Origin of the sequence: Paracoccus sp. SSJ (genome assembly GCF_030234105.1) — a bacterium.
Taxonomy (GTDB): domain Bacteria; phylum Pseudomonadota; class Alphaproteobacteria; order Rhodobacterales; family Rhodobacteraceae; genus Paracoccus; species Paracoccus denitrificans.
The window spans coordinates 19,723-39,969 of sequence record NZ_JASSPE010000026.1; the positions used below are offsets into that span (position 1 = coordinate 19,723).

Genomic DNA, 20,247 nt, shown 5'->3' on the forward strand with positions numbered 1-20,247 from the left:
GCGTGTCAATATGAGAACAGTGTTCCCATATTGAGAACACAGGAGGAGAGAAACATGATGAAGACTGCCGCTGCCGTCCTGGTGGGAAGCCTGCTGTCGAGTGCCGCCTGGGCCGACCCCGTCACGCTGCGCCTGGGCCATGCCGTATTCGAGCAGCATCCGATCCACGACACCGCCCTCCGCTTCAAGGAAGCGGTCGAGCGGCTGTCGGATGGCGATATCAAGATCGACATTTTCCCCTCGCGCCAGCTTGGCGACGTGAAGGAGTTGATGGAGGGCGTGCAGTTCGGCACCGTCGACATGACGGTGAACTCGACCTCGGCCTATTCGACGCTGGAGCCCTCGATCGACGCCTTCCAGCTGCCGGGCCTGATCCCCGATTACGAAGGGTTCGCGGCCATGGCGAAGACGCCCGAGGCGCGGGCGATCATGGACAGGCTGGGAAACCACATGATGGTCGCCCTGGGGGTCTATGACGGCGGACAACGCCATTTCCTGACCGTCGGGGCGCCGGTCGAAAGCCTGGCCGACATGCATCACAAGAAGACCCGCGTCGCGCCCAACCGGATGTTTCTGGATGCGTGGCAGGCGGTGGGAGTGAACCCGACGCCGATGGCCTATGGCGAGGTCTATTCGGCGCTGGAAACCGGCACGCTGGATGCGGTCGAGATCAACCTGACCTCGATCGAGAGCGAGAAATATTACGAGATCGCCAAGGGCGTGTCGCTGACAGGCCATTACTTCTGGCCCAGCTTCCTGCTGGTCAACCAGATGAAGTTCAACTCGCTGACCCCCGAGCAGCAGGAGATCATGCGCCAGGCCGCCGACGAGATCGTCGAGCCGCAGGTGATGGCGGTCAAGGAACTGGACGAGCAGATCAAGGCCCATCTGGCCGAGCTGAACATCCCGGTCGTGACGCCCTCGGATGCGTTCAGGGCCGAATTGCAGGCCGTCTTCGCCCCGGTGGTCGAGAAATACGAGGCTGCCGATCCGCTGATCGCCGATTTTGCGGCTGCGGCGAAAAAGCTGGCTCCGGCCGCTCAATAACGCACAGGCGCGCGGGCCGGTCCCGCGCCTTCCGCCTGCGTTCTCAACGGAGAAACCCATGTCCAAGCTCTGGCGCGCCTATGTCGCCGCCGTGGAAGCATTCTGCTTTGCGGGGATCGGTGCGATCCTCGTGATCGGCACCATGCAGGTCATCTGGCGCTATGTCTTCAACAGCTCGCTGTTCTGGTCGGAAGAGGCGATGCGCTATCTGATGATCTGGATCGTGATGATCGGTGCCGGTCTCAGCTATTCCCGCGGCCAGTTCCTGGGGATGCGGCTGGCGGTGGACCGCCTGCCCGAAGGCCCGCGCCGGGCCGCCAACCTGGTCTCGGCCGCGATCATCCTGGTCTTTCTGGCGGCGATCCTGTGGTTCGGCACCAGGTTCGCCTGGATGACGCGGTTCCAGACGGCGACCGCGCTGGGTTTTTCGCTGTTCTGGGTCCACATCGCGATCACCGTCGGCGCGGCGCTTCTGGCGCTGCATGTCGCGCTGAACGAATTCTTCGGCATCGCGCGGGAAGAGAAGCCCGAAGAGCACCCGATGGGCGCGGAGGAATCGCTGTGATCTGGCTTGGCTCGATTTTCGCCCTGACGCTGGCCTTGGGCATGCCGATCGCCTTCGTGCTGGGCATCAGCGCGCTGGGTTACTTCTATTTCACCGGCCAGACGCAATTCCTGATCGTGTTGCCGCAGCGGATGCTGGCGGGAATGGACATGTTCGTGCTGCTGGCGATCCCGCTTTTCGTGCTGGCGGGCGCGATCATGGACGTGGGTGGGCTGACCCGTCGCCTGATCGGCTTTGCCAACTCGGTCGTCGGCCGGTTCCGCGGCGGGTTGTCGCTGACGGCCATCTGGGGCTGCTTCCTCTTCGGCGGCGTCAGCGGATCGGCGGCGGCGGATGCCGCGGCCATCGGCACGGTGATGGTGCCGGACATGAAGCGGCAGGGCTATGACGTGGACTATTCGGCGGCGCTGATCGCGGTCTCGTCGCTGATGGCGCCGCTGGTGCCGCCCTCGATCGCCATGATCATCTACGGCGCGCTGTCGGGCACCTCGATCTCGCAACTGCTGGTCGCGGGGCTGGCGCCGGGGTTCATGCTGGCGGTGTTCCTGTCGACCTATGCGGTCTGGGTCGCGCATCGCCGCGGCTATCCCAAGGCGGCAAGGCAATCGCTGGCCGCGATCCTCCGGGGTTGCTGGCAGTCCGTCCCGGTGATGCTGCTGCCGGTCATCATCGTCGTCGGCATACGGGGCGGCATCTTCACCGCGACCGAGGCCGCCGCGGTCGCCGCGATCTATGCGCTGATCATCGCTACCGTCGTCTATCGCGCGATGAGCTGGAGATTCCTCAAGGAAGCCTTCGTCGCCACGGCGATCATCACCTCGGCGATCTATTTCCTGGTCGCGGTCGCCAACGTCGCCGGCTTCATCTTCGCCATCGAGCAACTGCCGCAAAAGACCGTCGCCCTGCTGACCGGGGTTTCGGACAACAAATACGTGATCCTGCTGATGGTGAACCTGATCCTGCTGTTCCTGGGCATGTTCCTGGACACCATCGGCGTGCTGATCCTGACGGTGCCCGCGCTGATGGCCATCGGCAACATGCTGGGGCTGGAGCCGGTGCATCTGGGGGTCATGGTGGTCTTCAACGTGCTGGTCGGCTTTGTCACGCCGCCGGTCGGGCTGTGCCTGTTCGTCATCGCCGGCGTGACCGGCCGGCCGATGGAGCGGATCGCCTACAGGGCCCTGCCGATGATCGGCATCGCGCTGGTCGTCCTGGCGCTGATCACGGTCTTTCCCGAGATCTCGCTGTTCCTGCCGCGGGTGCTGGGGGTGGCGGGATGACGGATCTTTCCGTCCAGGTCGGCCGCACCCGGCTGAAGAACCCCGTCATCGCCGCATCGGGCGAGCACCTGATCGATGATGCCGGCATCCTGTCGGCCATCGCCGCCGGGGCAGGGGCGGTGGTGATGAAGTCCAGCAACGACTCGGCCGCCGCACAGCGCCAGTTGCTGCAGGCCGAATATGCCGCGCTGGATGCGTGCTGGAACCGTGTCGACTGGGGACCCGGGGCGCCGCGCGACGCGACGCTGCTGACGCGCTCGGGGCTGACGCCGCTTGGCTTCGATGCATGGCTGGACCAGGCGCGGCGGATGGATGCGGCGGCGCGCAAGGCGGATTGCGTCCTGGTCGCCTCGGCGGTCATGGCCGGGATCGAGGATGCCGTCCGCCGCGCCCGCGCCGTCGAGGATGCCGGCCTGCGCGTCTTCGAGTTCAATATCGGCACCCCCTATGCCAGCCAGGCGGCCAAGGGTGCGGTCAGCACCGAGCTTTCGCCGGCGCGCGTGGCGGAACTGGTCGGGCAGGTGACATCGGCCGTGTCGATCCCGGTCTGGGTCAAGCTGTCGGGCCAGAGCGAGCGGGTTCCCGAGCTGGTCGCGGCCGCCACCGGCGCAGGTGCGGACAGCGCCGTGATCGCCGGGCGGGCGCTGGGGCTGGTGCCGGACCTTGAGACCATGCAGCCGATGCTGGGCACCAGCTGCGGCATCGGCGGCTACTGGAACCTGCCGCTGACCTGCCACTGGCTGGCGATGACCCGCGCCAGGCTGGGCACAGGGCGGGCGCTGATCGGCATCAACGGCGCGTGCTCGGGCCGGGATGTCGCACGGATGATGCTGGCGGGCGCCTCGGCTGTGGGCCTGTCCTCGGCCGTCATGCTGCGCGGCTGGGACGTCATCCGCGATGCCGTCGCCGATCTCGATGCCTATTGCGCCCAAAAGGGCGCGAGCGCCCGCGATCTGGTCGGGCGCGCGGCCGATGCGCGCCGCAGCTTTGCCGAAATGCCGGTCCTCGATCAGGTCTGGCGCAACCATGTTCCCGCGCCGCTGGTGCCGGACGAAGAAGTCAGGAGAAACCGATGACTGCCGAACAAAGCCGCATTGACGATCTGATGAAGGGCGCGGTCGATCTGCATGTCCATTCCGGCCCCTCGCTGCATCCGCGCAAGCTGGACCATATCGCCGCCCTGCGCGAGGCCGATCAGGCCGGCATGGCCGCCGTGCTGCTCAAGGACCATTACTATCCCACCATGCCGCTGGCGACGCTGATCAACCAGAACATGGGCTTCAGGACCAGGGCCATCGGCTCGATCGTGCTGAACAATCCGCTGGGCGGGCTGAACCCTTCGGCCGTGGACTATGCGCTCAAGCAGGGCGCCCGCGTGGTCTGGATGGCGACGGCCCATGCCCAGAACCACATGGAGCACGAGGCCCAGAAGCCCGGCTTCAAGTTCCCGCAGAACAGCAAGAAGACGGTCGCCCCGATCCCGCTGACCCTGACCGACGAGACCGGAGCGATCCGCGACGAGGTCAAGCATATCCTCGACCTGATCGCCGAGGCCGATGCGGTCGTCTCGGGCGGCCACCATCACGCCCGCGAACTGCTGCCGTTCTATGAAGAGGCCAAGGCGCGGGGCGTGAGGCGCCTGTTCCTGAACCATCCGACCTATGTGAACGATTGCAGCCTTCAGGATGTCGCCCATCTGGTCGGCATGGGGGTCAAGATGGAGCATTCGGTCTGCATGTTCATCCCCTCGACCTTCAAGCTGTTCGACGAGGATCACCTGCGCGCGGTCATCGAGGCGGCGGGGGTGGACAACACCTTCTTCGGCACCGATCTGGGCCAGACCGGCAACCCGAACCCGGTCGAGGGCATGCGCCAGATGATCGCCATGCTGATCGGGCTGGGCTATTCGGATGCCGATATCCGCAAGATGACCTCGACCATCGGGGCCGAACTGGTCGGGCTTGCGGCATGAGCGGGCTGAAGGCACGGATCAACGCGGGCGAGGCCGTCATCGGCACTTTCGTCAAGACGCCCGCATCCCATGTCATCGAGATCCTGGGCCTTGCCGGGCTGGATTTCGCGGTGCCCGACCAGGAACATGCGCCGCTGGACCTGGGCGCGATGGACCAGCTTGCGCTGGCCTCGCGCGCGGCCGGGCTGCCCCTGGTCGCGCGCTGCTGGGGGCAATCGCCGGCGCGGATCTCGCCGCTGCTGGACCTGGGCTGCGCGGGGGTGATGGTGCCCCATGTCGCGGATCGCGACACGGCGGAAGCCGTCGTGGCCGCGGTCAAGTTCGGCCGGGGGTCGCGCGGCCTGTCGCCGTCGCCGCGCGCCGGGAATTACGGCACCCTCGCCGCCTCTGCCTATACCGCGAAAAGCGACGCCGAAACCGTGGTGATGGTGCAGATCGAGGATAGGGCGGCGCTGGACCGGCTGGACGACATCGCCAGCGTGCCGGACGTCGATGTGCTGTTCGTCGGTCCCGCCGATCTGTCGCAGTCGCTGGGCTGCGGCTTCCCCTCGGCCGAGCTTGACGCGGCGATCATTCGCGTGATCGCGGCTGCCCGGCGCGCGGATGTCGCCGCGGGCCTGTTCGTCGGCGACGAAAGCCAGATCGCCCCCTGGCGCGAACGCGGCGTCAGCGTCTTCGTCTGCGGTTCGGACCAGGGGCTGCTGATGAAGGGCGCGCGCCGGATCATCGAGGCGGGCCGCGCCTGACGCCCGCGCTGACAGGAAAGGATTTTCGCGATGTACAAGGACAAGGATCCCCGTGCGGCCCTGTTCGCCGCGGCCTCGGCGCCGCCCCGCACCGGCCTGATCGCCGAGGAACAGCTGGCCGAGTTCGACAAGACCCCGCCGCAGGAGGATGCCGACGGCCGCAAGGTCTGGTATCAGCGCGGCTGCAATTTCGTGCTGGCCCATGCCGAGGCGCAGCCGGGCGCGGCTTTCGTCCGCGCGGGCCAGCCGGACGAATATGTCGTGCTGCTGCCCGACCATCCCGCGCTGATCGAGGCGAATGGCGAGAGTTGCGAGGTCGCCGCCAATTCCATCGTCTTCGTGCCGCCGGGCGACAGCCGGGTGACGCTGCCCGAAGGGGGCAGGGTGGTCCGGTTGTTCACCGCCGCCGCCGCGGATCTGGTCGCCCTGTGTCCCAATGCCGATGCCTATGCGGCGGGGCGCAGCCATATCCCGCCCTTCGAGCCATGGCCCGAACCCGTCGGGGGCTTCAGGATCCGCGCCTATGACCTGGACGTGAAGCCGCAGGAGGGGCGTTTCGGCCGCATCTTCCGCTGCACGACCTTCATGGTGAACCTGCTCGACGTGCAGAAAGGCCCGCGCGACCCCAGGAAGCTGTCGCCCCATCACCACGACGATTTCGAGCAATGCTCGCTGGCGCTTGCCGGCAGCTTCGTCCATCACCTGCGCTGGCCCTGGACGGTGGATCGCGGCGACTGGCGCCAGGACCGGCATATCGCGGTCGGCTCGCCCTCGTCGCTGGTGATCCCGCCGCCGGTCGTCCACACGACCGAAGCCAGCGGGGCGGGCGACAACGCGCTGGTGGACATCTTCTGTCCGCCGCGGCTGGATTTCTCGATGCAGGACGGCTGGGTGCTGAACGATGCCGACTATCCGGTGATCCCCCGGCGCTGAGGCAGGCGGAGCCGCCGCCTGCAACGGGCGGTCGGTTCGGCGCATCCCTTGGGACGCTGATGGCCGGTTCGGCTTTGCAGGCCTCCAGGCTTGCGCCGGCAGGTCCGCAGCCAAGGTGCCCCGCCACGGCCCATTTCGCGGATCGTCCCCGAGCGGGGCGGCCCCGCACGGCCCGCCGACCCCTATCCTCGGGCTAATCCTCTCCGCGCGCTCCGGTCCGCAGGGGCGCGCGGCTGTATTCGTTGCCGGCCTCGGTCGTCTTGCGCAGCAGCGCGACGAATGCCTCGGCCTCGGCCGGAGTCAGCCCGGCCAGCGTGCGCTGCTGCACCTCGGCGATGGCGGGGGCAAGCCGGGCCAGCGTTTGCTGCCCCGCCGCGGTCAGTTCCAGCACCCGCGCGCGGCGGTCCTGCGCGCTGATGCCGCGCGACAGCAGCCCCTTGCCCTCCAGCCGGTCCACCACCCCGCCGATGGTGACGCGATCATGCGCGATCAGCCCGGCCAGCGTCGCCTGATCCACCCCCGGATGTTCGGCCAGTGCAGCCAGGGCCGCGTATTGCACCGGCGTCAGGTCCAGCCCCGCCTCGTCCATCCGGGCGGCGAAGATCGCGGTCGAGATCTGGTTCAGGCGCCGGATCAGGTGGCCCGGCAGGTCGTAAAGCGTCGTCATGGCACCGGCTCGCTTGGGTTCGTCGCAGGCTAGGCAAGTGGGCGCATGATGGCAAGCATACTTATCATATTGACTAGTGTGCTTATGATAAGTATGCATCCTATTATGCTCCGATATCCTGTCCGATGATCGGGCGAACCCAGAGGGAGGAAGGAATGCAGTTTCACCTTGACGGCTTTCGGCCCGGCGACCCGACCCATCATCCGGCCGCCACCGCGCAGGACGATCCGGCCGGGAACGGTGCGGACGTGGATGTGCTGATCGTCGGCAGCGGTCCGGCCGGGCTGACGCTGGCGGCGCAACTGGCGATGTTCCCCTCGATCCGCACCCGCATCGTCGAGCAGAAGCCGGGACCGCTGGAACTGGGCCAGGCCGACGGGATCGCCTGCCGCACGATGGAGATGTTCAACGCCTTCGGCTTTGCCGACCGGGTGATGAAGGAAGCCTATTGGGTGAACGAGGTCACCTTCTGGAAGCCACAGGACGGTGATGGCCCGATCATGCGCCACGGCCGTATCCGCGACACCGAGGAGGGGCTTTCGGAATTTCCCCATGTCATCCTGAACCAGGCGCGGGTGCATGACTTCTATCTTGAAGCGATGCGTCACGCTCCGGCCCCGCTGCAACCGGATTACGGCCTGCAACTGGCCGATCTGACCATTCCCGACGATCCCGCGCAGCAGGTCGAGGCACGGCTGCGCCCTGTGGGGGCCGAGGACGATTCCCGCGACCAGATCGTCCGCGCCCGCTATGTCGTCGGCTGCGACGGTGCCCGCAGCCAGGTCCGCCGCCGGATCGGAAGGGACTTGCGCGGCGAGGCGGCGAACCAGGCCTGGGGCGTGATGGACGTTCTGGCCTATACCGACTTTCCCGACATCCGGCTGAAATCCGCGATCCATTCCGCGCATGAAGGCAATATCCTGATCATCCCGCGCGAAGGCGGCTATCTGGTCAGGCTTTACATCGAGCTGGACAAGCTGGCCGAGGATGAGCGCGTCGCCTCGAAGAACATCACCCGGGAAACCCTGATCGCCGCCGCGCAGCGGATCCTGCATCCCTATGTGCTGGAGGTGAAAGAGGTCGCCTGGTGGTCCGTCTATGAAATCGGCCAGCGGCTGACCGACCGCTTCGACGACCTGCCTGCCGATGCCCCCGCCTCGCGCATGCCGCGGGTGTTCATTGCCGGCGACGCCTGCCACACCCACAGTCCCAAGGCGGGGCAGGGCATGAACGTCTCGATGCAGGACAGCTTCAACCTTGGCTGGAAACTGGCGGCGGTGCTGAGCGGACAGGCCGATGCCGGGCTGCTGCGCAGCTATTCGGCCGAGCGGCAGGAGGTCGCGCGGGAACTGATCGACTTCGACCGCGAATTCGCGCGGATGTTCAGCGCCCGCCCCAAGACCGCCGAGGATGACGGCGAGGGCGTCGATCCGGCCGAGTTCCAGCGCTATTTCGTCCAGCATGGCCGTTTCACCGCCGGCACGGCGACGCGTTATCGCCGTTCGGAACTGACCGGCGCGGATACGCATCGGCATCTGGCCACCGGCTTTCCGGTCGGGATGCGCTTCCATTCGGCGCCGGTGGTGCGGCTGGCCGATGCGCGGCCCATGCAACTGGGCCATGTCGCCCAGGCGGACGGGCGCTGGCGGATCTATCTGTTCGCCGACGCGCAGGGGGTGGCGCCCGGCTCGGGGCTGGCGCGGCTTTGCGAGCGGCTGGACCGGGAGGGCTCGGTCCTGCGGCGCCATACCCCCGCGGGCACGGATCCCGAGGCGGTGTTCGACATCCGCGCGGTGTTGCAGCAGCCCCACCAGTCGCTGTCGATGGACGACCTGCCGGGGCTGCTGTGGCCGCGCAAGGGTCGCCACGGGCTGCGCGACTATGAAAAGGCGTTCTGCGCCGATCCGGCCGCGGGCGACATCTTCGATCTGCGCGGCATCGACCGCGAGCGGGGCTGCATGGTGGTGGTGCGCCCCGACCAATATGTCGCCCAGGTCCTGCCGCTGGAGGATGACGCGACGCTGGGCGAATATTTCGCGGGCGTGCTGCGGCTGGCGGGCTAGGTCGCGGTGCGGCGGCCGGCCTTGCCTGCGTCCTGGCCGCGGGTCGGGCCGGCATCTGCCGGTCCCGGCCCTGGTCGCGGCCCGAAGCCGTCGGCGATCACCCGCATCACCGCCTGACGGAACAACAGCTGGGCATTGGTCTCGGGCTGGCTGGCGCGGGTCATCAGCCCGACCGGACCCTGCGTCAGCGTCGTGTCCAGGGGCAGCCGCACCAACCGCCCCTCGGCGATCTCGCGTGCGACGACCCCGGCCGAGATGAACCAAACGGCTTCGCCCTGCCGGGTAAAGACGCGGCCGAAGGCATCCGAGACGGTCTCGATCCGCCGGGCGGGGCGCAGGACGCCATGCGCGATCAGCAGCCGTTCCACGAAAGGGTGGATCGCGGCGGTCTCGGTCGGGTAGATCACCGGGTAATCGCCGATCCGGCGCAGGTCGGGATCGGACAGGATCGGATGGCCCGGCCGGACCACCACCGCAACATCCTCCAGGTAAAGCTGGGTGAAGCTCAGCCCCTGCATGGTTTCGGGCGCACCCAGCCGGCCGATCACCACGTCAAGGTCGTCCGAACGCAGCAATCCCATCAGATGCCCATGCCCGCCATCCGCGATGGACAGCCGCAGATGCGGCGCGGTCTGCTGCAGTTCGGCGACCACCTCGGGCATCAGCCGCGCCAAGACCGAAGGCAGCGCCCCGACCCGCAGGGACAGCCCGGCCGCCTGCACCTCGCCGGAAATTCCCGCCAGCCCCTGCGACAGCGCCGACAGCGCGTTCAGCGCATAGCCGTGGAAGAATTCGCCCTGCGCGGTCAGCGCCACGCCGCGCCGGCTGCGGGTCATCAGCCTTGCGCCGACGATCTCCTCCAGCTCGGCGATGGTGCGCGAAATCGCCGGTTGGGTCAGATACAGCGCCTCGGCCGCACGCTTGAGATTGCCCTGGCGGACGATCTCGACAAAGGCCTGCACATGTCTCAGCCGAATCCTGCGGTCCAATACTTGCCGTTTCTGATAATCGTCAAACCCGATTACTCATTTTACTTGCGGTGCGTGACAGGTCAAGTTCGGCGACAGAGGGAGGACTGTCATGCGCACTCAGGTCGTTATCATCGGTGGCGGGCCGTCGGGGCTGCTTCTGGGCCAGCTTCTGCACCGCAAGGGCATCGAGGCGGTGGTGCTGGAGCGCAAGACGCGGGACTATGTGCTGGGCCGCATCCGGGCCGGCGTGCTGGAGACCGGCCTTGTCCGGCTGATGGAGGAAGCGGGCGTTTCCGACCGGCTGCACCGCGAGGGCTTCGTCCATGACGGCACCCAGATCGCCTGGGACGGCGGCATGTTCCACATCGACTTCAAGCAGCTGACCGGCACGCCGGTGGTGGTCTATGGCCAGACCGAGGTGACGCGCGATCTTTACGACGCGCGCGAGGCCGCAGGCGCGCAGACCATCTTCGAGGTCGAGGACGTGGTGATCCACGATGCCGACGGCGACCGCCCGCATGTGACCTATACCCGTGCCGGGCAAGGCCGCCGCATCGATTGCGATTTCGTTGCCGGCTGCGACGGGTTCCACGGCATCAGCCGGCAGACCATCCCGCTGGACGTCCGGCGCGAATACGAAAAGACCTATCCCTTCGGCTGGCTGGGCATCCTGTCGGAAACGCCCCCGGTCCACGAGGAACTGATCTACGCCAATTCCGACCGCGGCTTTGCCCTGTGCTCCATGCGCAACGCCAACCTGTCGCGCTATTACATCCAATGCGCGCTGTCGGACCATACCAGCGACTGGACCGACGCCGCCTTCTGGGACGAGCTTCGCCGCCGCCTGCCCGAAGACGTGGCCGACCGGCTGGTCACGGGGCCCTCGATCGAGAAATCCATCGCGCCGCTGCGCTCGTTCGTGACCGAGCCGATGCGCTGGGGCCGGCTGTTCCTGTGCGGCGACGCCGCCCATATCGTGCCGCCGACCGGCGCCAAGGGGCTGAACACGGCGGCCAGCGACGTGCAATACCTGTATAACGGGCTGGTGCAATATTACCGGGACAAGGACAGCGAGGGCATCGACCGCTATTCCGAAAAGGCGCTGCTGCGCGTGTGGAAGGCCGAACGCTTCAGCTGGTGGTTCAGCGGCCTGCTGCACCGCTATCCCCACCAGAGCCCGTTCGACCTGAAGATGCAAAAGGCCGATATCGCCTTCCTGCGCGACAACGAATCGCAGCAGCGCGCATTCGCCGAAAACTATGTGGGGTTGCCTTACTGATGCGGACGATCATGGCAAACGGCGCGGATCTGCATGTCGCGGTGTCGGGACCGGAAACCGGGCCGGCGGTGGTCTTTGCGAATTCGCTGGGCACCGACCTGCGGGTCTGGGACGGGCTGATCCCGCATCTGGCGCCGGGCCTGCGGCTGGTGCGCTATGACAAGCGCGGCCACGGGCTGTCCCAGGAAACGCCCGGCCCCTACGGCATCGAGATGCTGGCCGACGACGCCGCGGCGCTGATCTCGGCGCTGGGCCTGGGGCGGGTGGTCTTCGTGGGCCTGTCCATCGGCGGGCTGATCGGCCTGTCGCTGGCCGCCCGCCATCCGGGCCTGCTGGCGGGGCTGGTGGTGTCGAACTCGGCCGCCAGGATCGGCGATGCGGCGATGTGGAACGCCCGGATCCAGGCGATCCGCGACGAGGGGCTGGCCAGTATCGCGGCGCCGACGATGGAGCGCTGGTTCTCGCCCGCCTTCCGGGCCAAGGGGCTCGACGCGCCCTGGCGCCGGATGCTCGCCCGACAGCCGCAGGGGGGGTATGTCGCCTGCTGCCAGGCCATTGCCGGGGCCGACCTGACCGATGCGGCCCGTGCGCTGGACCTGCCGGTGCAGGTGATCGCGGGCGGGCTGGACGGCTCGACCCCGCCGGATCTGGTGCAGGCCACCGCCGCGCTGATCCCCGGCGCGCGCTTCGACCTGATCGCGGATGCCGCGCATATTCCCTGCGTGGAGGCGCCCGCCGCCCATGCGGCCATCCTCAACCGTTTTTTCAAGGACATCGGCCATGTCTGATTGCCCCGTCCCCGACCATGGCGTCCCCGACCGCCATGCGACCGGCATGAAAACCCGCCGCGAGGTGCTGGGTGATACGCATGTGGACCGGGCTGAGGAGCAGACCTCGGATCTCGACCGGCCGTTCCAGGACCTGATCACGATATCCGCCTGGGGCACGGTCTGGGCCTCGGACGGCATCAGCCGGCGCGAGCGTTCCATGCTGACGCTGGCGCTGCTGGCGGCGACCGGCAACTGGGAGGAGATCCCCATGCATATCCGCGCCACCGCCCGCACCGGAGCCAGCCGGCGCGACGTCGTCGAGGCGTTCCAGCATGTCGCCATCTATTGCGGCGTGCCCAGGGCGAACCACGCGCTGAAACTGGCCAAGCAGACCTTTGCCGAGATGGAAGAGGAGGAGAGCCGATGACCCCCGCCGAGTATTACCAGCGCGACCGGCGCATCCACCCGCCGGCTTTGACGCCGGATTACAAGACCTCGGTCGCGCGCAGCCCGCGCTTCAGCCTGATCAGCCTGCAAGGCTCGATGTCGGAGATCACCGGCCCGACCTTCGGCCATGGCGACATCAGCCCGATCGACAACGACCTGATCAAGAACTACGCCAAGGACGGCGACCCCATCGGGGAACGCATCATCGTCCATGGCCGCGTGCTGGACGAAAACGCCCGGCCCGTGCCCGACACGCTGGTCGAGGTGTGGCAGGCCAATGCCGGCGGCCGCTATCGCCACAAGAAGGACAACTACCTGGCCCCCATCGACCCCAATTTCGGCGGCTGCGGGCGCACCATCACCGATGCGGACGGCTATTACTTCTTTCGCACCATCAAGCCCGGCGCCTATCCCTGGCGCAACTGGGTCAACAACTGGCGGCCGGCGCATATCCATGTCTCGGTCTTCGGCCATGCCTTCTGCCAGCGGCTGATCACCCAGCTTTACTTCGAGGGCGACCCGCTGATCCCGATCTGCCCCATCGTGCAGACCATCCCGGACCCCGAGGCCGTCGACCGCCTGACCGCGAAGCTGGACATGAACGCCACGGTGCCGCTGGACAGCATCGCCTATCGTTTCGACATCGTGCTGCGCGGGCGCCGCTCGACCATGTTCGAGAACCGGCTGGAGGGGAACTGATGAAGGCTGTCGATGCACGGGCCAACCGCCCGCAATACCTGTCGGAAACCGCGTCGCAGACCGCCGGCCCCTATGTCCATATCGGGCTGGCGCCGGGGGCGGCGGGCTTTCGGATCTTCGACCGCGAACTGGGCTGGGACATCGCCGGGCCCAATGCCGCGGGCGAACGCATCCGGGTCGAGGGCGTGGTGATCGACGGCACCGGCAGCCCGGTCAAGGACGTGCTGATCGAGGTCTGGCAGGCCAATGCCGCCGGCATCTATGCCCATCCCGAGGCGGGCGGCGAGGTCGAGGAGGGCTTTCGCGGCTGGGGCAGGGTCATCACCGATTTCGAGACCGGCGAATGGGGCTTTGACACCGTCAAGCCGGGCCCGGTCAGGGCACGGGCCCGCATGGAATCGGGCGTCAGCCAGCGGGTGCGCGACAGCCATCCCGACTGGCAGGGCCGCGCGCAGGAGGACGCGGCCCCGATGGCGCCGCACCTGAACCTGTGGATCGTTGCCCGGGGCATCAATATCGGCCTGAACACCCGCATGTATTTCGACGACGAGGCTCCGGCCAACGCCACCGATCCGGTGCTGAACCTGATCGAATGGGAACGCCGCCGGGCCACGCTGATCGCGAAACGCACCATGCGCGACGGTCTCCCGGTCTATCGCTTCGACATTCGCCTGCAGGGCGAGGACGAGACGGTGTTCTTCGATGTCTGACCCGGCCGGCAAACCCTGCATCATCTGCGTCGCCATCACCGGCAGCCTGCCGACCAAGGAAAACAACCCGGCGGTGCCGATCACCTTGGCCGAACAGGTCGAATCGACGCATGAGGCGTTCGAGGCCGGCGCCTCGATCGCCCATTGCCATGTCCGCGACGACGAGGGGCGCCCGACCAGCGACCCGGACCGCTTCGCCGCACTGAAGGAAGGGCTGGAGAGGCATTGCCCCGGCATGATCGTCCAGCTTTCGACCGGCGGGCGGTCGGGGGCGGGGCAGGCGCGGGGGGCCATGCTGCCGCTCTGTCCCGACATGGCGTCCTTGTCCGTGGGGTCCAACAACTTCCCGACGCGGGTCTATGAAAACCCGCCGGACCTGGTGGACTGGCTGGCCGCCGAGATGCTGAAATACGACATCAAGCCGGAAATCGAGGCGTTCGACCTGTCCCATATCCTGCAAGCGAAAAGGATGGCCGGGGACGGGCGCCTGGCCGGCACCCCCTATGTGCAATTCGTGATGGGGGTCAGGAACGCCATGCCCGCCGACCGCGACGTCTTCGACTATTACATCCACACGGTCAGGCGGCTCTTCGGCGAGGACGCGCCCTGGTGCGCGGCCGGGATCGGGCCGAGCCAGATCGTGCTGAACGAATGGGCGATCTCCTCGGGCGGGCACGCACGCACCGGGCTCGAGGACAACGTGCGGCTGGACCGGGACCGGCTGGCGCCCTCGAATGCCGCGCTGGTCGGCCGTGCGGTCGAACTGTGCGAGAAATACGAACGCCCCGTCGCGACATGGCGGCAGGCGCGGCAGATCCTTGGGTTGCGGATGGTCTGATGGCGGTGGGCACCTTGTTCGGACAGCTTTACGGCGACGGCGAGATGGCGGCGATCCTGTCGGATCGCTCGGCCATCCTGGCCATGCTGCGGGTCGAGGTCGCATTGGCCCGCGCGCAGGCCGATCTGGGGGCGATCCCGGCGGCGGCCGCCGAGGTGATCGCCAAGGCGGCGGAGGCACTGGATCCCGACCCGGCGGAACTGGCCGCGGCGGTGGCCCGGGCCGGCATTACCGCGCAGCCGGTCATCGCGGCGCTGAAATCCGCGGCGGGCGAGGCCGGGGCGTTCGCCCATTACGGCGCAACCTCGCAGGACATCGTGGACACGGCGCTGGCGCTGCAACTGGTGGCGGCGCTGGACCTGTTGGGCGGGCGGCTGGACCGACTGGCGGCGCTGCTGGTGCAGAAGGCCGCCGATCATGCCGACCTGCCGATCCCGGCGCGCACCCGCCACCAGATCGCCGCACCGACCACGCTGGGCGCCAAGATCGCGGTCTGGCACGGGATGGCGGCGCGCAACCGGCAACGGCTGGACGAGTTGCGGCCGCGGCTGCTGCTGGTCTCGCTGCACGGTGCGGCGGGGACCGAGGCGGCGCTGGCCGGCCACGGCCCGGCGCTGCGCGCCTCGATGGCGGCGGCGCTGGGGCTGGGGGTGCCGGCGGGGCCCTGGCACGCGGCCCGCGACGGCATCGCGGAACTGGCGGGATGGCTGTCGCTGGTCACGGGCGCGCTTGGCAAGATGGGCCTTGACCTGGTGCAGCTTGGCCAAAGCGAAATCGCCGAGGTTGCGGCCGGGGCAGGGGGCGGCTCGTCCACCATGCCGCAAAAGCAGAACCCCGTCGCGGCCGAGGCGCTGGCGACGCTGGCGCGGCTGAATGCCGGCGATCTGGCGGGGATGCATCAGGCGCTGGTCCACGCGCAGGAACGCGACGGCATCGCGCTGGGGCTGGAATGGAACCTGCTGCCGGGAATGCTGGAACGCTCGGCCGCGGCGCTGCGGATCGCTTGCGATCTGGCCGGAACGCTGGTTCCCCGGCCCGACCGTATCGCCGCCACATTCGCCGCCGACCGCGGACGGATGGCGGCCGAGGCCGCAGGCTTTCTGCTGGCCCAGACCCTGCCTCGCGCCGAGGCGCTGCGGATCGTGGCACAGGCGCTGGCGCAGGTCGCCGGGGGCGAGGCGCCCACGCTGGCCGATGCGCTGGCGCGGCTTGCGCCCGGCCGGGACTGGGCCGAGGCGCTGCGGCCCGAAAACCTGACCGGCGCCGCGCCAGACCAGGCGCGCGCCGCACGACCGATCTGAACAACGCAACGGGAGGAAACCATGAAAACCCTGATCCTGTCGGCCATCGCCTCGCTTTCGCTGGGCGGCGCGGCCTTTGCCGCCGATGTGACGCTGCGCGTCCATCACTTCCTGTCGGCCGATGCGCCGCTGCAAACCGAGATCCTGATCCCCTGGGAAAAGGCCGTCGAGGAACAGTCGGGCGGCCGCATCGACGTGCAACTGTTCCCCTCGATGCAATTGGGAGGCAAGCCGCCGCAGCTGTTCGACCAGGCCCGCGACGGCATCGTGGACATTTCCTGGACGCTGCTGGGCTACACGCCCGGCCGCTTCCCCGTGGCCGAGGTGTTCGAGCTGCCCTTCATGTCCGGCACCGCCGTCCAGACCACCGCCGCGCTGCAAGAGTTCCAGGCGAAATACCTGGGCGACGAGATGGGGCAGGTGAAGCCGCTCTTGCTGCATGCCCCGGCGGGCTACAAGTTCCACATGCGCAGCGGCCCGATCACCTCGCTGGCCGACCTCAAGGGCAAGAAGATCCGCGCCCCCTCGCGTGCGATGACCGATGCGCTGAACGCGCTGGGCGCCACTGCGGTGGGCATGCCGGTGCCCGAGGTCGCTCAGGCCCTGACCACCGGCGTGATCGACGGCGCCCAGATCCCGTGGGAGGTCGTGGGCTCGCTGCGGGTCAACGAGATCACCAACGCCCATAGCGAAATCGGGGTCGAGAACGGCGGCGTTTCCACCGCGGTCATGGCGCTGGTGATGAACCGGGCGAAATACGACAGCCTGCCCGACGACCTGAAAAAGGTGATCGACGACAATTCCGGTGCCAACCTGGCGGTGCTGGCCGGCGAGGCCCTGGACCGGGTCGAGGCCGAGGAACGGCAGAAAGCCCTGGACGCTGGCGCGCAGATCAACGTGATCCCGGCCGAGCAGATGGAGGAATGGCGCAGCGCGGTGCAGCCGGTGGTGGACGGCTGGGTCAAGGCCATGGACGGCCGCGGCCTGGACGGACAGGCGATGCTGGACGACGCGCGCGCCATGCTGGCCGCGGCCGGCGTCGAGTAAGGGGAGGCGAGGGCGACATGACCGAAGCCGAACCCCTGACCGAACAGCCCCATCCGGTGCCGGTGCCCGGCTGGCTGGTCGCCCTCTGCCGCTGGTTTGCCGCCATCGGGGGCGTGGCGCTGCTGGCGATGATGCTGATGACCGTGGCCAGCGTCGGGCTGCGATCCGTCCTGGGCTGGCCGATCCCCGGCGATTTCGAGCTGGTCGAGGTTCTTTCGGCCATCACCATCTTCTGCTTCCTGCCCTGGTGCCAGGTCATAGGCGGCAACGTGCTGGTCGATTTCTTCACCATGAAGGCCGGCCCGCGCACCAACCACGCGCTGGAGGCGCTGGGCGACCTGGTCTACCTGGCGATCGGGGTGCTGCTGACCTGGCGGCTGTGGCACGGGGCGGTGGATTTCTACAGTTATGGGGAACAGACCATGGTGCTGCGCATCCCGATCTGGTGGAGCTTCATCATCGCCATGCCGGCGATGGCGCTGCTGATCGTGACGACCTTCTTTACCCTGATCGGCCATGTCGGAAAGGCGCGCGCATGACCGGGATCGCCGCCGGGCTGACGGGTTTCGGGGTATTGCTGGCGCTGATGGCCATCCGCATCCCCATCGCGGTCGCGATGCTTGCGACGGGCATCGTGGGATACGGGCTGGTCAGCGGGTGGATGCCGCTGCTCGCCTTTCTCAAGACCAATACCTATTACCAGTTCTCCACCTATTCGCTGTCGGTGATCCCGCTTTTCGTGCTGATGGGCGAATTCGCCACCCATGCGGGGATGAGCCGGGCGCTTTACCGTGCCGCCGCGGCCTTCATGGGGCATCTGCGCGGCGGGCTGGCCATGGCCTCGATCGGGGGTTGCGCGGCCTTCGGGGCGATCTGCGGGTCGTCCCTGGCGACGGCGGCGACCATGGGCCAGGTCGCCCTGCCCGAGATGAAGCGCTATAACTACTCGGGCGCGCTGGCCACCGGCTCGCTGGCCGCGGGCGGCACGATGGGCATCCTGATCCCGCCCTCGGTGATCCTGGTGCTTTACGCGCTGATGACCGAACAAAGCATCGCCAAGATGTTCGTCGCGGCCATGGTGCCCGGCGTGATCGCGGCGCTGGGCTACATGCTGGCAGTCGCCATCTTCGTGCGCCGCCGCCCCGAGGCCGGCCCGGCCGGGCCCCGCGCCAGCTGGTCCGAGCGGTTGGCGTCGCTGAAGGAAACCTGGTCGATCATCCTGATCTTCGCGCTGGTGATCGTCGGCATGTATCGCGGCTGGTTCACGCCAACCGAGGCCGCAGCGGTCGGCGCCTTCGGTGCCTTCGTGCTGGCGGTTCTGCATGGCGGGCTGCGGCTGAAGGGGCTGATCGATTGCCTGCAGGGCACGGCGCGGACCTCGGCCATGATCTTCCTGATCATGCTGGGGGCCGAGATGTTCAACGCCTTCCTTTCGGCCACGCAGACGCCGATGCTTGCCTCGCAGATGATCGTCGAGGCGGGGCTGTCGCCGATGATGGTGCTGGTCGCCATCCTGCTTTTGTATCTGGCGATGGGCTGCGTGATGGATTCCATGTCCATGCTGCTGCTGACCATCCCGATCTTTTATCCGATCATCGCCGGGCTGGATTTCGGCATGGGCCGCGAGGATACGCTGATCTGGTTCGGCATCCTGGCGGTCGTCGTGGTCGAGGTCGGGTTGATCACCCCTCCGGTCGGGATGAACGTCTTCGTCATCAACGCCATGGCCAAGGACGTGCCGATGTGGGAAAGCTTCAAGGGGGTCATGCCCTTCCTGATCTCGGACCTGCTGCGGATCGTGCTGCTGGTCGCCTTTCCGGCGATCACCCTGGGACTGGTGCGGGCGCTGGGATAGGCGCCCGCCCTGGCCGGCTGGGCCACAGCCGGCCATATGCATCATAGCGTGGTGACCAGCGCGGGGATCTGACGCTCGAAGAAATCCGAGAACGCGGCGATCCTGGGCGGCAGCTTCTGGTAGGGCGGATAATAGAGCGTCAGCCAGATCTGCGGCGGCGTCCAGTCGGGCAGGATCTGCACCAGCCGCCCGCTGCGCAGGTATTGCGCCAGGATGAAGACCGGCAGCAGCACCACGCCCGCGCCATCGGCCGCCATATGCGCCAGCAGATCGCCGTTATTCGCGCTGATGGACCGCCCCGCCGCGATGGTGACCGAGGCATTCCCGTCCGAGAGCTGCCAGTTTTCCCGGTGACTGTCCGCGCTGTAGGCCAGGCAATCGCCGGGCGACAACTCGTTGGGATGCTTGACCTCGGCATGCGGCGTGCCCGGCGCCGCGACCAGCAGGCGCTTGACCGGGCAGATCTTGCGCCAGATCGTGAACTTGTCCGAAGGCGCGGCGGAGATGCGGATCGCCAGGTCGAAATCCTCCTCGACCATGTCGAGGAAACGGTCGGTCAGCCGGATCTCCACGTCGATCCTGGGATAAAGGTCGCGAAAGCCGCACAGGATCTGCGGCAGCACCCGTTGCCCCAGCGACATCGGCGCATTGATGCGCAGCCGGCCCTCGTCGGCCTTGTGTGCATTGGCCATTTCCGTGCGCGCGGCCTCCAGCGCCTCGACGGCCTGTTCGATGCGCGAGGCGAAGATCGCCCCGTCCCCCGTTAGCGAGACCTGCCGCGTCGTGCGCACGAAAAGCTGCACGCCCAGCATGTCCTCGAGTGCCGCGATGGTGCGCGTGACCGAGGCCGGGGTCATGTCCAGTTCCCGCGCGACCTGTGCGAAGTTCCGCTTTTCCGCGGCCAGCAGAAAGGTCTTCAGGGCTTTGAGCTGTGAACCGGCGTGCAAAATTGACCCCGTAACGGGGTAATCGGCTTCCAAAAATGACCCCCCTTACGCTGATGGTCATGATGCCTCCGAGGCTATCGGGGGGCACAGTGTGGGATGCTGGTTGTGGA

The 20,247-nt window shown here is 67.6% G+C and carries 21 protein-coding genes; 18 read left to right on the forward strand and 3 right to left on the reverse strand.

What is annotated here, in order from left to right; genetic code table 11:
- Positions 1-54: 54 nt before the first annotated feature.
- The 7 genes from QPR87_RS20580 to QPR87_RS20610 are packed head-to-tail and all read left to right on the forward strand — an operon-like array spanning position 55 to position 6,543.
- On the forward strand, positions 55-1,047 hold the full coding sequence (locus QPR87_RS20580) for a TRAP transporter substrate-binding protein (RefSeq protein ID WP_285051154.1): 993 nt from the start codon (positions 55-57) through the stop codon (positions 1,045-1,047).
- 58 nt (positions 1,048-1,105) lie between these two features.
- Positions 1,106-1,612, forward strand: coding sequence for a TRAP transporter small permease (locus tag QPR87_RS20585; protein WP_285051156.1), 507 nt, complete (start codon positions 1,106-1,108; stop codon positions 1,610-1,612).
- Positions 1,609-2,892: a TRAP transporter large permease gene (locus QPR87_RS20590; RefSeq protein ID WP_285051157.1), complete on the forward strand. Its 1,284-nt coding sequence runs from the start codon at positions 1,609-1,611 to the stop codon at positions 2,890-2,892. Before QPR87_RS20585 ends, QPR87_RS20590 begins: the two co-directional genes overlap by 4 nt.
- Positions 2,889-3,968: a beta/alpha barrel domain-containing protein gene (locus tag QPR87_RS20595; protein ID WP_285051158.1), complete on the forward strand. Its 1,080-nt coding sequence runs from the start codon at positions 2,889-2,891 to the stop codon at positions 3,966-3,968. Before QPR87_RS20590 ends, QPR87_RS20595 begins: the two co-directional genes overlap by 4 nt.
- Complete coding sequence (locus tag QPR87_RS20600; protein ID WP_285051160.1) at positions 3,965-4,864, forward strand: DUF6282 family protein; 900 nt, start codon at positions 3,965-3,967, stop codon at positions 4,862-4,864. Before QPR87_RS20595 ends, QPR87_RS20600 begins: the two co-directional genes overlap by 4 nt.
- The gene (locus QPR87_RS20605) at positions 4,861-5,610 is read left to right on the forward strand and encodes an HpcH/HpaI aldolase family protein (protein ID WP_285051161.1); all 750 of its coding nucleotides are present in this window, start codon (positions 4,861-4,863) and stop codon (positions 5,608-5,610) included. Before QPR87_RS20600 ends, QPR87_RS20605 begins: the two co-directional genes overlap by 4 nt.
- A 30-nt stretch (positions 5,611-5,640) precedes the next feature.
- Positions 5,641-6,543, forward strand: a complete 903-nt coding sequence (locus QPR87_RS20610; RefSeq protein ID WP_285051162.1) for a cupin domain-containing protein — start codon at positions 5,641-5,643, stop codon at positions 6,541-6,543.
- A 193-nt stretch (positions 6,544-6,736) separates the two neighbouring features.
- On the opposite strand, the gene QPR87_RS20615 is transcribed toward QPR87_RS20610, so the two are convergent.
- Complete coding sequence (locus tag QPR87_RS20615) at positions 6,737-7,210, reverse strand: MarR family winged helix-turn-helix transcriptional regulator (RefSeq protein WP_041530360.1); 474 nt, start codon at positions 7,208-7,210, stop codon at positions 6,737-6,739.
- A 155-nt stretch (positions 7,211-7,365) separates the two neighbouring features.
- Here QPR87_RS20615 and QPR87_RS20620 point away from each other — a divergent pair, with 155 nt between their 5' ends.
- Positions 7,366-9,273, forward strand: coding sequence for an FAD-binding monooxygenase (locus tag QPR87_RS20620; protein ID WP_285051163.1), 1,908 nt, complete (start codon positions 7,366-7,368; stop codon positions 9,271-9,273).
- Here the strand turns inward: QPR87_RS20620 and pcaQ are convergent.
- Complete coding sequence (pcaQ, locus tag QPR87_RS20625; RefSeq protein WP_285051164.1) at positions 9,270-10,262, reverse strand: pca operon transcription factor PcaQ; 993 nt, start codon at positions 10,260-10,262, stop codon at positions 9,270-9,272. The genes QPR87_RS20620 and pcaQ overlap by 4 nt on opposite strands.
- 91 nt (positions 10,263-10,353) lie before the next feature.
- Between pcaQ and pobA the strand changes: the two genes are divergently transcribed.
- Genes pobA through QPR87_RS20675 form a run of 10 tightly spaced genes read left to right on the forward strand, consistent with a single transcriptional unit; the run spans position 10,354 to position 19,190 of the window.
- Positions 10,354-11,523 (forward strand): 4-hydroxybenzoate 3-monooxygenase, encoded by a 1,170-nt coding sequence (gene pobA / locus QPR87_RS20630; protein WP_285051165.1) that lies wholly within the window; start codon positions 10,354-10,356, stop codon positions 11,521-11,523.
- Positions 11,523-12,311 (forward strand): 3-oxoadipate enol-lactonase, encoded by a 789-nt coding sequence (pcaD, locus tag QPR87_RS20635; RefSeq protein ID WP_285051166.1) that lies wholly within the window; start codon positions 11,523-11,525, stop codon positions 12,309-12,311. The genes pobA and pcaD overlap by 1 nt, the downstream gene beginning before the upstream one ends.
- Positions 12,304-12,720 (forward strand): 4-carboxymuconolactone decarboxylase, encoded by a 417-nt coding sequence (gene pcaC, locus QPR87_RS20640; protein WP_285051167.1) that lies wholly within the window; start codon positions 12,304-12,306, stop codon positions 12,718-12,720. The genes pcaD and pcaC overlap by 8 nt, the downstream gene beginning before the upstream one ends.
- Complete coding sequence (gene pcaH, locus QPR87_RS20645; RefSeq protein WP_285051168.1) at positions 12,717-13,439, forward strand: protocatechuate 3,4-dioxygenase subunit beta; 723 nt, start codon at positions 12,717-12,719, stop codon at positions 13,437-13,439. The genes pcaC and pcaH overlap by 4 nt, the downstream gene beginning before the upstream one ends.
- On the forward strand, positions 13,439-14,149 hold the full coding sequence (locus tag QPR87_RS20650; RefSeq protein WP_285051169.1) for a protocatechuate 3,4-dioxygenase subunit alpha: 711 nt from the start codon (positions 13,439-13,441) through the stop codon (positions 14,147-14,149). The genes pcaH and QPR87_RS20650 overlap by 1 nt, the downstream gene beginning before the upstream one ends.
- Entirely contained in the window at positions 14,142-14,987 is an 846-nt protein-coding gene (locus QPR87_RS20655) for a 3-oxoadipate:acetyl-CoA acetyltransferase (RefSeq protein ID WP_011749741.1), read from the forward strand. Before QPR87_RS20650 ends, QPR87_RS20655 begins: the two co-directional genes overlap by 8 nt.
- A complete protein-coding gene (locus QPR87_RS20660) occupies positions 14,987-16,288 on the forward strand; it encodes a lyase family protein (protein WP_231000429.1) in 1,302 nt (433 codons plus the stop codon). The genes QPR87_RS20655 and QPR87_RS20660 overlap by 1 nt, the downstream gene beginning before the upstream one ends.
- 21 nt (positions 16,289-16,309) lie before the next feature.
- Entirely contained in the window at positions 16,310-17,335 is a 1,026-nt protein-coding gene (locus QPR87_RS20665; RefSeq protein WP_285051171.1) for a TRAP transporter substrate-binding protein, read from the forward strand.
- A 17-nt stretch (positions 17,336-17,352) separates the two neighbouring features.
- Positions 17,353-17,874 (forward strand): TRAP transporter small permease, encoded by a 522-nt coding sequence (locus tag QPR87_RS20670; RefSeq protein WP_011749744.1) that lies wholly within the window; start codon positions 17,353-17,355, stop codon positions 17,872-17,874.
- Positions 17,871-19,190 carry a TRAP transporter large permease gene (locus QPR87_RS20675; RefSeq protein WP_011749745.1) on the forward strand — a complete coding sequence of 440 codons (1,320 nt, stop codon included), beginning with the start codon at positions 17,871-17,873 and terminating at the stop codon, positions 19,188-19,190. Before QPR87_RS20670 ends, QPR87_RS20675 begins: the two co-directional genes overlap by 4 nt.
- A 41-nt stretch (positions 19,191-19,231) precedes the next feature.
- Here QPR87_RS20675 and QPR87_RS20680 read toward each other — a convergent pair whose 3' ends face one another.
- On the reverse strand, positions 19,232-20,170 hold the full coding sequence (locus QPR87_RS20680; protein WP_350310471.1) for a LysR family transcriptional regulator: 939 nt from the start codon (positions 20,168-20,170) through the stop codon (positions 19,232-19,234).
- Positions 20,171-20,247: the final 77 nt, after the last annotated feature.